Annotated in this window: 26 protein-coding genes and 1 pseudogene; all 27 read left to right on the top strand. The window is 42.6% G+C overall.

The features are described from left to right. Position 1 precedes the first annotated feature (1 nt). The 27 genes and pseudogenes from rplP to truA all read left to right on the top strand — a co-directional run bounded on the left by rplP (position 2) and on the right by truA (position 14181). Entirely contained in the window at positions 2-436 is a 435-nt protein-coding gene (rplP, locus tag MHI44_RS12285) for a 50S ribosomal protein L16 (protein ID WP_003225801.1), read from the top strand. Then, complete coding sequence (gene rpmC / locus MHI44_RS12290) at positions 426-626, top strand: 50S ribosomal protein L29 (RefSeq protein ID WP_003156482.1); 201 nt, start codon at positions 426-428, stop codon at positions 624-626. The genes rplP and rpmC overlap by 11 nt, the downstream gene beginning before the upstream one ends. Before the next feature lie 22 nt (positions 627-648). After that, positions 649-912 carry a 30S ribosomal protein S17 gene (gene rpsQ / locus MHI44_RS12295; protein ID WP_003225804.1) on the top strand — a complete coding sequence of 88 codons (264 nt, stop codon included), beginning with the start codon at positions 649-651 and terminating at the stop codon, positions 910-912. Positions 913-952: 40 nt separating this feature from the next. Beyond that, positions 953-1321: a 50S ribosomal protein L14 gene (gene rplN, locus MHI44_RS12300; RefSeq protein WP_003225805.1), complete on the top strand. Its 369-nt coding sequence runs from the start codon at positions 953-955 to the stop codon at positions 1319-1321. A 36-nt stretch (positions 1322-1357) separates the two neighbouring features. Next, positions 1358-1669, top strand: coding sequence for a 50S ribosomal protein L24 (gene rplX, locus MHI44_RS12305; RefSeq protein ID WP_003156486.1), 312 nt, complete (start codon positions 1358-1360; stop codon positions 1667-1669). 26 nt (positions 1670-1695) lie between these two features. Then, positions 1696-2235 carry a 50S ribosomal protein L5 gene (gene rplE, locus MHI44_RS12310; protein ID WP_003225809.1) on the top strand — a complete coding sequence of 180 codons (540 nt, stop codon included), beginning with the start codon at positions 1696-1698 and terminating at the stop codon, positions 2233-2235. A 22-nt stretch (positions 2236-2257) separates the two neighbouring features. Further along, complete coding sequence (gene rpsN / locus MHI44_RS12315) at positions 2258-2443, top strand: 30S ribosomal protein S14 (protein WP_003156488.1); 186 nt, start codon at positions 2258-2260, stop codon at positions 2441-2443. A 31-nt stretch (positions 2444-2474) separates the two neighbouring features. After that, a complete protein-coding gene (gene rpsH / locus MHI44_RS12320) occupies positions 2475-2873 on the top strand; it encodes a 30S ribosomal protein S8 (protein ID WP_003241998.1) in 399 nt (132 codons plus the stop codon). Positions 2874-2902: 29 nt separating this feature from the next. Next, on the top strand, positions 2903-3442 hold the full coding sequence (gene rplF / locus MHI44_RS12325) for a 50S ribosomal protein L6 (protein ID WP_004399690.1): 540 nt from the start codon (positions 2903-2905) through the stop codon (positions 3440-3442). 32 nt (positions 3443-3474) lie between these two features. After that, entirely contained in the window at positions 3475-3837 is a 363-nt protein-coding gene (gene rplR / locus MHI44_RS12330; RefSeq protein WP_003225816.1) for a 50S ribosomal protein L18, read from the top strand. Positions 3838-3861: 24 nt separating this feature from the next. Next, positions 3862-4362, top strand: a complete 501-nt coding sequence (gene rpsE, locus MHI44_RS12335) for a 30S ribosomal protein S5 (protein ID WP_003328273.1) — start codon at positions 3862-3864, stop codon at positions 4360-4362. A 13-nt stretch (positions 4363-4375) separates the two neighbouring features. Further along, the gene (gene rpmD / locus MHI44_RS12340) at positions 4376-4555 is read left to right on the top strand and encodes a 50S ribosomal protein L30 (RefSeq protein ID WP_003156497.1); all 180 of its coding nucleotides are present in this window, start codon (positions 4376-4378) and stop codon (positions 4553-4555) included. A 30-nt stretch (positions 4556-4585) separates the two neighbouring features. Beyond that, positions 4586-5026: a 50S ribosomal protein L15 gene (gene rplO / locus MHI44_RS12345; RefSeq protein ID WP_003225819.1), complete on the top strand. Its 441-nt coding sequence runs from the start codon at positions 4586-4588 to the stop codon at positions 5024-5026. Between the two features lies 1 nt (position 5027). After that, on the top strand, positions 5028-6323 hold the full coding sequence (gene secY, locus MHI44_RS12350; protein WP_004399662.1) for a preprotein translocase subunit SecY: 1296 nt from the start codon (positions 5028-5030) through the stop codon (positions 6321-6323). A gap of 54 nt (positions 6324-6377) precedes the next feature. Then, a complete protein-coding gene (locus MHI44_RS12355; protein WP_004399686.1) occupies positions 6378-7031 on the top strand; it encodes an adenylate kinase in 654 nt (217 codons plus the stop codon). Beyond that, positions 7028-7774 (top strand): type I methionyl aminopeptidase, encoded by a 747-nt coding sequence (map, locus tag MHI44_RS12360; protein WP_003225828.1) that lies wholly within the window; start codon positions 7028-7030, stop codon positions 7772-7774. Before MHI44_RS12355 ends, map begins: the two co-directional genes overlap by 4 nt. A 65-nt stretch (positions 7775-7839) precedes the next feature. Continuing rightward, positions 7840-8108: pseudogene (locus tag MHI44_RS12365) on the top strand (ribosome-binding protein ybzG). Next, complete coding sequence (gene infA / locus MHI44_RS12370) at positions 8086-8304, top strand: translation initiation factor IF-1 (RefSeq protein ID WP_003156508.1); 219 nt, start codon at positions 8086-8088, stop codon at positions 8302-8304. The pseudogene MHI44_RS12365 and the gene infA overlap by 23 nt, the downstream one beginning before the upstream one ends. Positions 8305-8337: 33 nt before the next feature. After that, a complete protein-coding gene (gene rpmJ / locus MHI44_RS12375) occupies positions 8338-8451 on the top strand; it encodes a 50S ribosomal protein L36 (RefSeq protein WP_003156543.1) in 114 nt (37 codons plus the stop codon). 22 nt (positions 8452-8473) lie between these two features. Beyond that, on the top strand, positions 8474-8839 hold the full coding sequence (gene rpsM / locus MHI44_RS12380) for a 30S ribosomal protein S13 (RefSeq protein WP_003235095.1): 366 nt from the start codon (positions 8474-8476) through the stop codon (positions 8837-8839). A gap of 20 nt (positions 8840-8859) precedes the next feature. Next, positions 8860-9255 carry a 30S ribosomal protein S11 gene (gene rpsK, locus MHI44_RS12385; protein WP_009966385.1) on the top strand — a complete coding sequence of 132 codons (396 nt, stop codon included), beginning with the start codon at positions 8860-8862 and terminating at the stop codon, positions 9253-9255. Positions 9256-9431: 176 nt separating this feature from the next. Then, on the top strand, positions 9432-10376 hold the full coding sequence (locus MHI44_RS12390) for a DNA-directed RNA polymerase subunit alpha (protein ID WP_003225835.1): 945 nt from the start codon (positions 9432-9434) through the stop codon (positions 10374-10376). Positions 10377-10453: 77 nt separating this feature from the next. Beyond that, positions 10454-10816, top strand: coding sequence for a 50S ribosomal protein L17 (gene rplQ, locus MHI44_RS12395; protein ID WP_003225836.1), 363 nt, complete (start codon positions 10454-10456; stop codon positions 10814-10816). Positions 10817-10943: 127 nt separating this feature from the next. Further along, on the top strand, positions 10944-11789 hold the full coding sequence (locus tag MHI44_RS12400; protein WP_339202002.1) for an energy-coupling factor ABC transporter ATP-binding protein: 846 nt from the start codon (positions 10944-10946) through the stop codon (positions 11787-11789). Further along, positions 11765-12634 (top strand): energy-coupling factor ABC transporter ATP-binding protein, encoded by an 870-nt coding sequence (locus tag MHI44_RS12405; protein WP_046664349.1) that lies wholly within the window; start codon positions 11765-11767, stop codon positions 12632-12634. The genes MHI44_RS12400 and MHI44_RS12405 overlap by 25 nt, the downstream gene beginning before the upstream one ends. Next, entirely contained in the window at positions 12631-13428 is a 798-nt protein-coding gene (locus MHI44_RS12410) for an energy-coupling factor transporter transmembrane protein EcfT (RefSeq protein ID WP_029317183.1), read from the top strand. The genes MHI44_RS12405 and MHI44_RS12410 overlap by 4 nt, the downstream gene beginning before the upstream one ends. A 9-nt stretch (positions 13429-13437) precedes the next feature. Beyond that, positions 13438-14181: a tRNA pseudouridine(38-40) synthase TruA gene (truA, locus tag MHI44_RS12415; protein WP_163189951.1), complete on the top strand. Its 744-nt coding sequence runs from the start codon at positions 13438-13440 to the stop codon at positions 14179-14181. The last annotated feature ends 115 nt before the right edge of the window (positions 14182-14296 follow it).

A 14296-nucleotide genomic window follows, 5' to 3' on the forward strand; every position in this document is an offset into this window, starting at 1 on the left:
TATGTTATTACCAAAACGCGTTAAATATCGCAGAGAGCATCGCGGAAAAATGCGTGGCCGTGCGAAAGGCGGTACTGAAGTACATTTCGGAGAATTCGGTATCCAAGCTCTAGAAGCTTCTTGGATTACTAACCGTCAAATCGAAGCTGCACGTATTGCGATGACTCGTTACATGAAACGTGGCGGTAAAGTTTGGATCAAAATTTTCCCTTCTAAACCTTACACTGCTAAACCACTTGAGGTACGTATGGGATCCGGTAAAGGGGCTCCAGAAGGTTGGGTAGCTGTTGTAAAACCGGGCAAAGTTTTATTTGAAATTTCTGGTGTGTCTGAAGAGGTTGCTCGTGAAGCGCTTCGCCTTGCATCTCACAAATTGCCAATTAAAACGAAGTTCGTAAAACGTGAAGAAATTGGTGGTGAATCAAATGAAAGCTAATGAAATTCGTGACCTTACCACTGCTGAAATTGAACAAAAAGTAAAGTCTCTTAAAGAAGAACTTTTCAATCTTCGCTTTCAATTAGCGACAGGACAACTTGAAAATACTGCTCGCATTCGTGAAGTGCGCAAAGCTATCGCGCGCATGAAAACTGTGATTCGTGAAAGAGAAATTGCTGCTAATAAATAATCACTGAGGGGAGGTCGTGAGCATGAGCGAACGTAACCAACGCAAAGTTTACCAAGGCCGTGTTGTTTCTGACAAAATGGATAAAACCATTACTGTTGTTGTTGAGACATACAAAAAACATACACTTTACGGTAAACGCGTAAAATACTCAAAAAAATTCAAAGCACATGATGAAAATAATCAAGCTAAAATCGGTGACATCGTTAAGATCATGGAAACTCGTCCATTGTCTGCAACTAAGCGTTTCCGTCTAGTTGAAGTTGTCGAAGAAGCTGTTATTATCTAATAAAGTTCGGAATTCTTTTTCCGAAGGGAGGTAACAAATAATGATTCAACAAGAGACTCGTTTAAAAGTAGCTGACAACTCTGGCGCACGTGAAGTACTTACTATTAAAGTTCTTGGTGGTTCTGGACGTAAAACAGCTAACATTGGTGATGTAATTGTTTGCACGGTTAAACAAGCAACACCAGGAGGCGTTGTCAAAAAAGGTGAAGTCGTAAAAGCTGTTATCGTTCGCACTAAAAGCGGAGCGCGCAGAAGTGACGGTTCATACATCAGCTTCGATGAGAATGCATGTGTTATCATCCGTGACGACAAGAGCCCACGCGGAACTCGTATCTTCGGACCAGTTGCTCGTGAATTGCGTGAAAACAACTTTATGAAAATTGTTTCTCTAGCTCCAGAAGTTATCTAATGAAATAAATGCCTTACTCAAGGAGGTGCGATCAGGATGCATGTAAAAAAAGGCGATAAAGTTATGGTTATCTCTGGTAAAGATAAAGGCAAACAAGGAACAATCCTTGCTGCTTTCCCTAAAAAGGACCGCGTTTTAGTTGAAGGTGTTAACATGGTAAAGAAACACTCTAAACCAACTCAAGCTAACCCTCAAGGCGGTATTTCTAATCAAGAGGCGCCAATTCATGTATCAAACGTTATGCCGCTCGATCCTAAAACAGGTGAAGTGACTCGCGTAGGATACAAAGTGGAAGATGGCAAAAAAGTTCGTGTAGCAAAAAAATCTGGGCAAGTTCTAGATAAATAGTATTAAAAGGAAGGGAGGTCTATCTCATGAACCGCCTTAAAGAAAAGTACAATAAAGAAATTGCACCTGCTTTAATGACTAAGTTCAATTATGATTCAGTCATGCAAGTGCCTAAAATCGAAAAAATCGTAATCAACATGGGTGTTGGTGACGCTGTTCAAAACGCCAAAGCAATCGACAGTGCTGTTGAAGAATTAACGTTTATCGCAGGTCAAAAACCTGTCGTTACTCGTGCGAAGAAATCAATTGCTGGATTCCGTCTTCGTGAGGGAATGCCTATCGGTGCGAAAGTAACTCTTCGCGGAGAGCGCATGTATGATTTCCTTGATAAACTTATTTCTGTATCTTTACCGCGTGTACGTGACTTCCGCGGGGTTTCTAAAAAATCTTTCGACGGTCGCGGTAACTACACACTTGGTATCAAAGAACAGTTAATCTTCCCTGAAATTGACTACGATAAAGTAACAAAGGTTCGCGGAATGGACATCGTTATCGTAACAACTGCTAATACTGACGAAGAAGCTCGTGAGCTATTAACTCAAGTAGGTATGCCGTTCCAGAAATAATCAATGAAAGGGAGGCGAAATCGTGGCTAAAAAGTCTATGATTGCGAAACAACAACGTACACCAAAGTTTAAAGTACAAGAGTACACACGCTGTGAACGCTGCGGACGTCCGCATTCAGTCATTCGTAAATTTAAACTTTGCCGTATTTGTTTCCGTGAGCTTGCATATAAAGGACAAATTCCTGGCGTGAAAAAAGCCAGCTGGTAATCCCCAAGAAAGGGAAGGAGGTAATTATATAATGGTTATGACAGATCCAATTGCAGATATGCTAACTCGTATTCGCAATGCAAACATGGTACGTCATGAGAAGCTTGAAATTCCTGCTTCTAAATTGAAAAGAGAAATTGCTGAAATTTTAAAGCGTGAAGGTTTCATTCGTGACGTTGAGTTCGTAGAAGACAGCAAACAAGGTATCATCCGCGTTTTCTTGAAATACGGACAAAACAACGAGCGCGTTATCACTGGTCTTAAAAGAATCAGCAAGCCTGGTTTGCGTGTTTATGCTAAATCTAATGAAGTACCCCGCGTACTTAACGGTCTTGGAATCGCGATTATTTCTACATCACAAGGTGTTTTAACGGACAAAGAAGCCCGTGCAAAACAAGCTGGTGGAGAAGTTCTAGCATACGTTTGGTAAGAAGTTTAACATGAATGGAGGTGTTTGGTATGTCTCGTGTAGGTAAGAAGCTACTTGAGATTCCTTCTGATGTTACAGTAACGTTAAATGATAACAACACTGTAGCTGTGAAAGGACCAAAAGGAGAATTAACTCGTACGTTTCACCCTGATATGGAGATTAAAGTAGAGGACAATGTGCTTACAGTCGCTCGTCCTTCTGATCAAAAAGAGCACCGTGCCCTGCATGGTACGACTCGCAGTCTGCTTGGCAACATGGTTGAAGGTGTATCTAAAGGATTTGAAAGAGGTTTGGAATTAGTCGGTGTCGGTTACCGTGCTTCTAAATCCGGAAATAAACTTGTTTTAAACGTTGGATACTCTCATCCTGTTGAGATCGTTCCTGAAGAAGGCATCGAAATCGAAGTTCCTTCTCAAACAAAAGTAGTTGTAAAAGGTACAGACAAAGAACGCGTAGGAGCTATTGCTGCTAACATCCGCGCTGTACGTTCTCCAGAGCCTTACAAAGGTAAAGGAATCCGCTACGAAGGTGAAGTTGTTCGCCGTAAAGAAGGTAAATCTGCTAAGTAAGATCGCTTAAAGTGAAGAAAGGAGTGACCTAGATGATTACGAAAACTAGCAAAAATGCTGCTCGTCTTAAAAGACACGCTCGTGTTCGCGCTAAACTTTCCGGTACTGCTGAAAGACCGCGCCTGAACGTTTTCCGTTCTAACAAGCACATTTACGCTCAAATCATCGATGATGTAAATGGTGTAACACTTGCTAGTGCATCTACTCTCGATAAAGACTTGAACGTTGAAAGCACTGGAGATACTTCTGCTGCTACTAAAGTTGGAGAATTAGTTGCAAAACGCGCTGCTGAAAAAGGCATTTCTGACGTAGTATTTGACCGTGGCGGATACTTATACCATGGACGTGTAAAAGCTTTGGCTGATGCCGCTCGTGAAGCTGGACTTAAATTTTAATAAAAGAAGGAGGGACACATGATTATGCGTCGTATTGACCCAAGCAAATTAGAGTTAGAAGAACGCTTAGTTACGGTTAACCGCGTAGCGAAAGTTGTTAAAGGTGGTCGTCGTTTCCGCTTCGCAGCTCTAGTCGTTGTCGGTGACAAAAACGGACACGTAGGATTCGGTACTGGTAAAGCACAAGAAGTACCAGAAGCGATCCGCAAAGCTGTTGAAGATGCGAAAAAGAATTTGATTGAAGTACCAATGGTTGGAACTACAATTCCACACGAAATCATCGGACGTTTCGGTGCAGGTAACATCTTGTTAAAACCTGCTTCTGAAGGTACTGGAGTTATCGCTGGAGGCCCTGTACGTGCGGTACTTGAGCTAGCTGGTGTAGCTGATATCCTTTCTAAGTCTTTAGGTTCTAACACACCGATCAACATGATTCGTGCAACACTTCAAGGTTTAAGTGAGCTTAAACGTGCTGAAGACGTTGCGAAGCTTCGTGGAAAATCTGTAGAAGAACTGTTAGGATAAGGAGGGAACATTAATGGCTAAATTAGAAATTACCCTCAAACGAAGTGTAATCGGTCGCCCGGAAGACCAACGCGTTACTGTAAGAACACTTGGTTTAAAGAAAACAAACCAAACTGTTGTTCATGAAGACAACGCTGCGATCCGTGGTATGATTAATAAAGTATCTCATTTAGTTTCTGTTAAAGAACAATAAAAATATTTGATCGGATAAGGAGGTGTCCTAATGAAACTTCATGAATTAAAACCTTCAGAAGGTTCACGCAAAACGCGTAATCGCGTAGGTCGTGGTATTGGTTCTGGCAACGGTAAAACAGCTGGTAAAGGTCACAAAGGTCAAAACGCTCGTTCTGGCGGCGGTGTACGCCCTGGATTCGAGGGGGGACAAATGCCTTTATTCCAACGTCTTCCTAAACGCGGTTTCACTAACATCAACCGCAAGGAATACGCTGTAGTCAACCTAGACAAATTGAACGGTTTTGCAGAAGGAACGGAAGTCACTCCTGAACTTCTTCTAGAGACTGGTGTTATTAGCAAACTTAATGCAGGAGTAAAGATTCTTGGCAACGGTAAATTAGAGAAAAAATTAACTGTAAAAGCCAATAAATTCTCTGCTTCTGCGAAAGAAGCTGTTGAAGCTGCTGGCGGTACAGCTGAGGTGATCTAACTTGTTTAAAACAATCTCCAACTTTATGCGTGTGAGTGATATCAGGAATAAAATCATATTCACTTTACTCATGCTTATCGTCTTTCGCATAGGTGCGTTTATTCCTGTGCCTTACGTTAACGCTGAAGCGTTACAGGCACAGTCTCAAATGGGTGTTTTTGATCTCCTTAATACATTTGGCGGCGGTGCGCTTTACCAATTTTCCATTTTCGCAATGGGAATTACTCCTTATATCACGGCTTCGATCATCATTCAGCTGCTTCAGATGGATGTGGTACCGAAGTTTACCGAGTGGTCTAAGCAAGGTGAAGTTGGCCGCCGTAAATTAGCTCAGTTCACAAGGTACTTTACGATTGTGCTTGGTTTCATCCAAGCGTTAGGTATGTCATATGGATTCAACAATCTGGCAAACGGTATGCTGATCGAAAAATCCGGTGTATCGACATATCTTATCATTGCTTTAGTGCTCACTGGCGGAACTGCCTTTTTAATGTGGCTTGGGGAACAAATTACTTCTCATGGAGTAGGCAACGGAATATCGATCATTATCTTCGCGGGGATTGTGTCTAGTATTCCAAAAACAATTGGGCAAATATATGAGACTCAATTTGTCGGCAGCAACGATCAGTTGTTTATTCATATTGTGAAAGTCGCACTTCTTGTGATTGCGATTTTAGCAGTTATTGTTGGAGTTATTTTCATTCAGCAAGCCGTACGGAAAATTGCGATTCAATATGCTAAAGGCACAGGTCGTTCACCTGCTGGCGGAGGTCAGTCTACACACCTTCCATTGAAAGTGAATCCTGCAGGGGTTATTCCGGTAATCTTTGCGGTTGCGTTTTTGATAACGCCGCGGACGATCGCGTCATTCTTTGGAACAAACGATGTGACAAAGTGGATTCAAAACAACTTTGATAACACGCATCCGGTGGGTATGGCGATATATGTTGCGTTGATTATTGCCTTTACGTACTTTTATGCTTTTGTACAGGTAAACCCTGAACAAATGGCTGATAACCTTAAAAAACAGGGTGGCTATATCCCGGGGGTTCGTCCAGGGAAAATGACTCAAGATAGAATTACGAGCATTTTGTATCGACTTACGTTTGTGGGTTCTATATTCTTAGCCGTGATTTCCATTCTTCCTATCTTTTTCATTCAATTCGCTGGATTGCCTCAAAGTGCACAAATTGGCGGAACATCTTTGTTAATTGTTGTCGGGGTAGCCTTGGAGACAATGAAACAACTAGAAAGCCAGTTGGTGAAACGAAACTACCGTGGATTTATGAAAAACTAGAGGAAATGGATTTATCCATTCCCTCTTAATAAAGAGAGGACGGGGGAAATCCGAATGAACTTAGTCTTAATGGGGCTTCCTGGTGCCGGTAAAGGCACACAGGGCGAACGAATTGTTGAGGATTATGGGATTCCTCATATCTCAACAGGAGATATGTTCCGTGCTGCTATGAAAGAAGAAACACCACTCGGACTCGAAGCAAAATCTTATATTGATAAGGGAGAGCTCGTACCTGACGAAGTCACAATCGGAATTGTAAAAGAGAGACTTGGCAAAGATGATTGTGAAAGAGGTTTTCTTCTGGACGGATTTCCGCGAACAGTCGCTCAAGCCGAAGCTCTTGAAGAAATTCTTGAGGAATACGGCAAGCCGATTGATTATGTCATTAACATTGAAGTCGACAAAGATGTTCTGATGGAACGTCTGACTGGACGCAGAATTTGCAGTGTTTGCGGCACAACCTATCATTTAGTCTTTAATCCGCCGAAAACGCCGGGTATTTGTGATAAAGACGGAGGCGAACTCTATCAACGGGCAGATGATAATGAGGAAACAGTCTCTAAACGGCTTGAGGTAAACATGAAGCAAACTCAGCCTTTACTCGATTTCTATTCAGAGAAAGGTTATCTTGCAAACGTGAATGGCCAACAGGACATTCAAGACGTTTATGCAGATGTGAAGGATCTTCTTGGAGGATTAAAAAAATGATTATCTGTAAAACCCCACGTGAACTTGGTATCATGCGGGAAGCAGGGCGAATCGTGGCTTTAACTCATGAAGAGTTAAAAAAGCACATTAAACCAGGAATCTCGACAAAAGAATTGGATCAAATTGCCGAACGTTTTATTAAGAAGCAGGGTGCAATCCCATCTTTTAAGGGGTATAATGGGTTTCGCGGGAGCATTTGCGTATCAGTTAATGAAGAACTCGTTCACGGCATTCCTGGCAGCAGGGTGCTGAAGGACGGAGACATCATCAGTATTGATATCGGTGCTAAATTAAATGGTTATCATGGTGACTCTGCATGGACATATCCGGTAGGAAACATCAGCGATGATGACAAAAAACTTCTGGAAGTGACAGAGGAGTCTTTATATAAAGGCTTGCAGGAAGCAAAACCAGGTGAACGTTTGTCGAATATTTCCCACGCAATACAAACGTATGTCGAAAATGAGCAGTTTTCAGTTGTTAGGGAGTATGTCGGACATGGTGTTGGTCAAGACTTGCATGAGGACCCGCAAATTCCTCATTACGGTCCGCCCAACAAAGGACCACGGCTTAAACCTGGCATGGTTCTCGCTATTGAACCTATGGTGAACGCTGGCAGCCGCTACGTGAAAACATTGGCTGATAACTGGACGGTTGTAACGGTAGATGGGAAAAAGTGTGCTCATTTTGAACATACGATTGCGATTACGGAAACGGGTTTTGATATACTGACGAGAGTCTAGATGATGAAAATAATTCCGAAGACAGATGTTTTTCAAGCTTGATAGGGCAGAAAGCTTGGGTGAACATTGGCAAGACCGAATTCATCTTGCTGCTTGTCGTTGGAATTTTAACCATCATCAATGTACTAACAGCAGACGGAGAAAAGCGTACATTTCATTCTCCTAAGAAAAAGAATATCAATCATTTAACCCTTTATGATTGCGTATCTCCGGAAGTTCAGAACAGTATAAACGAAACAGGGCGTGTGACAAACTTCTTTTGAAATTTGTCAGAAAGCAAGTTACTGATTTGAAGAAGGGAGAACACTTGAATGGCGAAAGACGATGTAATTGAAGTGGAAGGTACTATAGTCGAAACACTGCCAAACGCGATGTTCAAAGTTGAACTTGAAAATGGCCACACTGTTTTGGCTCATGTATCTGGTAAAATCCGCATGCACTTCATTCGCATTTTACCTGGAGACAAAGTTACGGTAGAATTATCTCCATATGACTTAACTCGTGGCAGGATTACGTACCGTTACAAATAAAGCACTCCGGAAACTGAAGGAGGTTGGAAACACATGAAAGTGAGACCATCAGTTAAACCAATCTGCGAAAAATGTAAAGTTATTCGCAGAAAAGGAAAAGTAATGGTGATCTGTGAAAATCCAAAGCATAAACAAAAACAAGGATAATTTATAAGGAGGTGCCCAGAGAATGGCTCGTATTGCTGGTGTAGATATCCCACGTGACAAACGTGTTGTTATTTCTTTAACATACATCTTCGGAATTGGCCGCACAACGGCTCAGCAAGTTTTAAAAGAAGCTGGAGTTTCAGAAGATACTCGTGTGCGCGATCTTACTGAAGAAGAACTTGGTAAAATCCGTGATATTATTGACAAACTGAAAGTAGAAGGTGACCTTCGCCGTGAAGTTTCTCTTAATATCAAACGTCTGATCGAAATCGGAAGCTACCGCGGAATCCGTCATCGCAGAGGATTACCTGTTCGCGGACAAAACTCTAAAAACAACGCGCGTACTCGTAAAGGTCCGCGTCGTACTGTAGCTAACAAGAAAAAATAAGTAAGGGAGGTTCTTAAACAATGGCTGCTGCTCGTAAATCTAACACGCGTAAACGTCGCGTGAAAAAGAATATTGAGTCTGGAATTGCTCATATTCGTTCAACTTTCAATAACACGATCGTTACGATCACTGACACTCATGGTAATGCTATTTCTTGGTCTAGTGCCGGAGCTTTAGGATTCAGAGGTTCTCGTAAATCTACTCCTTTTGCTGCGCAAATGGCTGCAGAAACAGCTGCTAAAGGTTCAATCGAACATGGTCTTAAAACTCTAGAGGTTACTGTTAAAGGACCTGGTTCAGGCCGTGAAGCTGCAATCCGTGCACTTCAAGCTGCTGGACTAGAAGTCACTGCTATCAGAGACGTAACTCCTGTTCCTCATAACGGATGCCGTCCACCAAAACGTCGCCGCGTGTAATTTGTTTGTATAGATTTTGTGTCCCTGTCAATAATGGGTTATGATACAGTTATTTATGAAACGAATGCACCGACTCGTTGCCTGAGCACATACGGGACTAAACAATGGGGAATTTCGGATGGAATCTCATATGATTCTATTCGAGGTTTCGACGTTTTGAAGGAGGGTTTTAAGTAATGATCGAGATTGAAAAACCAAAAATCGAAACGGTTGAAATCAGCGACGATGCCAAATTTGGTAAGTTTGTCGTAGAGCCACTTGAGCGTGGATATGGTACAACTCTGGGTAACTCCTTACGTCGTATCCTCTTATCCTCACTCCCTGGTGCCGCTGTAACATCAATCCAGATAGATGGTGTACTGCACGAATTCTCGACAATTGAAGGCGTTGTGGAAGATGTTACAACGATTATCTTACACATTAAAAAGCTTGCATTGAAAATCTACTCTGATGAAGAGAAGACGCTAGAAATTGATGTACAGGGTGAAGGAACTGTAACGGCAGCTGATATTACACACGATAGTGATGTAGAGATCTTAAATCCTGATCTTCATATCGCGACTCTTGGTGAGAATGCGAGTTTCCGAGTTCGCCTTACTGCTCAAAGAGGACGTGGGTATACGCCTGCTGACGCAAACAAGAGAGACGATCAGCCAATCGGCGTGATTCCGATCGATTCTATCTATACACCAGTTTCTCGTGTATCTTATCAGGTAGAGAACACTCGTGTAGGCCAAGTTGCAAACTATGATAAACTTACACTTGATGTTTGGACTGATGGAAGCACTGGACCGAAAGAAGCAATTGCGCTTGGTTCAAAGATTTTAACTGAACACCTTAATATATTCGTTGGTTTAACTGACGAAGCTCAACATGCTGAAATCATGGTTGAAAAAGAAGAAGATCAAAAAGAGAAAGTTCTTGAAATGACAATTGAAGAATTGGATCTTTCTGTTCGTTCTTACAACTGCTTAAAGCGTGCGGGTATTAACACGGTTCAAGAGCTTGCGAACAAGACGGAAGAAGATATGATGAAAGTTCGAAATCTAGGACGCAAATCACTTGAAGAAGTGAAAGCGAAACTAGAAGAACTTGGACTCGGACTTCGCAAAGACGATTGACTAGTTTCCCTTGTGAACTAGGATTTTCGTGTGTTTATTATTCAGAAACAGCATTCCAATAAAGGAGGGGACATCACATGTCATACAGAAAACTAGGACGTACGAGTGCACAGCGTAAAGCTATGCTTCGTGATCTTACAACTGATTTGATCATCAACGAAAGAATCGAAACAACTGAAACACGTGCGAAAGAACTTCGCTCTGTAGTTGAAAAAATGATCACGCTTGGCAAACGCGGTGATCTTCACGCTCGCCGTCAAGCTGCTGCATACATCCGCAACGAGGTTGCAAACGAAGAAAATAACCAAGATGCACTTCAAAAATTATTCTCTGACATTGCAACTCGTTACGAGGAGCGCCAAGGCGGATACACACGTATTATGAAGCTTGGTCCTCGCCGTGGTGACGGAGCACCAATGGCAATTATCGAATTGGTTTAATCACATATTTTTGTGTATCTAAAGAAGGGCGGGACAGTTTCTAACTGGATCTATGCCCTTTTTTTAGATACTGCAACTTTTAATAGAGAGAAAAGCAGAGCATTAGCTGAGAGGAGGCCGGTTTTCCATGAATCAAAATCAGTTGATATCGGTAGAGGATATCGTATTTCGATATCGGAAGGACGCAGAAAGACGAGCACTAGACGGCGTCTCCCTGCAGGTGTATGAGGGTGAATGGCTTGCAATCGTAGGTCATAACGGTTCAGGGAAATCAACACTGGCCCGGGCATTGAATGGTTTAATTCTTCCTGAATCAGGCGACATTGAGGTTGCCGGGATTCAATTGACAGAGGAATCTGTTTGGGAAGTGCGTAAGAAGATAGGTATGGTCTTTCAAAATCCGGATAACCAATTTGTCGGAACGACTGTTCGCGATGATGTGGCTTTTGGTTTAGAAAACAATGGTGTACCGCGGGAAGAAATGATTGAGAGAGTAGACTGGGCAGTAAAACAGGTGAATATGCAAGATTTTCTCGATCAAGAGCCGCACCATCTCTCCGGAGGCCAAAAGCAGAGAGTTGCGATTGCGGGGGTTATTGCCGCACGTCCTGATATTATTATCTTAGATGAAGCAACATCCATGCTTGATCCGATCGGGCGAGAAGAAGTGCTTGAAACGGTAAGACATTTAAAAGAGCAGGGCATGGCGACTGTCATATCCATTACACATGACCTGAATGAGGCAGCAAAAGCAGACAGGATCATTGTCATGAATGGCGGTAAAAAATATGCTGAAGGGCCGCCTGAAGAGATTTTTAAATTGAATAAAGAACTTGTTCGAATTGGGCTTGATTTACCCTTCTCATTCCAGCTTAGCCAGCTTTTAAGAGAAAATGGACTGGCTTTGGAAGAAAACCATTTGACTCAGGAAGGGCTGGTGAAAGAGCTGTGGATATTACAATCAAAGATGTAGAGCATCGTTATCAGATGAAGACGCCGTTTGAGCGCCTAGCACTGTATGATATCAATGCATCGATTAAAGAAGGAAGCTACGTAGCCGTTATCGGGCATACAGGCTCTGGTAAGTCCACTCTTCTTCAGCACCTAAATGGTCTCCTGAAGCCGACGAAGGGACAGATATCACTAGGCAGCACTGTCATTCAGGCAGGGAAAAAGAATAAAGAACTGAAAAAACTTCGTAAAAAAGTCGGAATCGTTTTCCAATTTCCTGAGCATCAATTATTCGAAGAAACAGTTCTTAAAGATATTTCATTCGGACCGATGAACTTTGGTGTTAAAAAAGAAGATGCTGAACAAAAAGCGAGAGAGATGCTGCAGCTTGTAGGTTTATCAGAAGAGCTTTTGGACAGGTCACCCTTTGAATTAAGCGGGGGACAAATGCGCAGAGTTGCAATTGCCGGCGTACTTGCAATGGACCCTGAAGTGCTTGTTCTGGATGAACCGACTGCAGGATTGGACCCAAGAGGGCGAAAAGAGATTATGGACATGTTTTATGAGCTTCATCAACGTGGGAACCTGACGACGATCCTTGTGACACACAGCATGGAGGATGCAGCTGCATACGCTGATGAAATGATTGTTATGCATAAAGGAACGATACAAGCATCAGGCAGTCCGCGTGATCTGTTTTTAAAGGGTGAAGAGATGGCCGGCTGGGGGCTGGATCTTCCTGAAACAATAAAATTCCAAAGACACCTTGAAGCTGTACTGGGTGTGAGATTTAATGAGCCTATGCTCACAATCGAAGATGCCGCTGCTGAAATCCGTGCTCTTTTTCAGGGGGAGAAGACTTTATGATGGACAGCATGATTATCGGCAAGTATGTACCGGGGACTTCACTTGTGCACCGGCTTGACCCCAGAACAAAACTGATCACGATCTTTTTATTTGTCTGCATTGTATTCTTAGCCAATAATGTTCAGACATATGCGTTGCTTGGTTTATTTACAATTGGCGTCGTTTCTTTAACAAGAGTTCCTTTCTCTTTTTTAATGAAAGGGCTGAAGCCAATCATCTGGATTGTCCTTTTTACGTTCCTTCTTCACATCCTTATGACACATGAAGGACCGATTATCTTTCAAATAGGTTTTTTCAAAGTCTATGAGGGCGGTCTGGTTCAGGGGATATTCATTTCTCTTAGATTCGTCTATTTGATTTTAATCACAACCTTATTAACGCTTACGACCACACCGATTGAGATTACCGATGGAATGGAACAGCTGCTGAACCCATTGAAAAAATTAAAGCTTCCTGTTCATGAGCTGGCTCTTATGATGTCAATTTCTTTACGGTTTATTCCGACACTGATGGAGGAGACAGATAAGATCATGAAGGCTCAGATGGCGCGAGGCGTTGATTTTACAAGCGGGCCTGTCAAAGATAGAGTGAAGGCTATTGTCCCGCTTCTTGTCCCGCTCTTCGTCAGCGCATTTAAACGCGCCGAAGAGCTTGCGGTGGCAATGGAAGCAAGAGGCTATCAAGGCGGAGAAGGACGTACGAAATATAGAAAGCTTGTATGGACAGGGAAAGACACTTCTGTCATTGTCAGCTTAATTGTATTAGCTGCTTTGTTATTTTTCTTAAGGGCTTAGAGGTGCTGTATGAGACTGAAATGCACGATTTCTTATGACGGACATTTGTTTAACGGTTATCAGGTTCAGCCGGGCAAAAGAACAGTTCAGGATGAACTGGAGAAGGCTTTGGCTGTCCTGCATAAGTCAAAAGACAGAATTCCGGTCGTTTCGTCTGGAAGAACAGACAGCGGGGTTCACGCAGCCGGACAGGTGATTCATTTTGACACTCCACTGTCTATCCCGGCTGAGAGATGGCCATATGCCTTAAATGCACTGCTTCCGGACGATATCGCAGTCAAACAGGCAGAAATTGCGGATGATGGGTTCCATGCACGATTTAGCGCAGTCAAAAAAGAATATCGCTACTTTGTATACACGGAGAAACACCCGGACGTATTTAAACGGCATTACGCTTACCATTTTTCATATCGCCTTAATGTGCAGGACATGAGAGAAGCGGCAAAGCATCTTATAGGGACACATGATTTTACGAGCTTTTGCGCGGCTAAAACAGAAGTGCAGGACAAGGTAAGAACGATATACGAACTTGATTGGACTGAGACGGCTGACGGCCTGCAAATGCGGATCACAGGCAGCGGTTTCTTATATAATATGGTCAGAATTATTGCGGGTACTTTGCTTGATGCAGGTATTGGAAAAATTTCTCCCGATAAGGTGAAATCCATGCTGGAAGCGAAGGATCGCGAAGCGGCAGGGCGCACAGCGCCGGGGCACGGGCTATATTTATGGAACGTTTACTATGACAACTAAACCAGGTGTATAATATTTTCTTGACAGAGTCTGCATAAAGTTATAAGATATCATATGGTATGTATTTCAACCCCACGATAAGCCCCGGAACTTATTGTGTTGTGAAATAGAACGT

Source organism: Bacillus sp. FSL K6-1366 (genome assembly GCF_037976695.1).
In the GTDB taxonomy this organism is placed as follows: Bacteria; Bacillota; Bacilli; order Bacillales; family Bacillaceae; genus Bacillus; species Bacillus subtilis.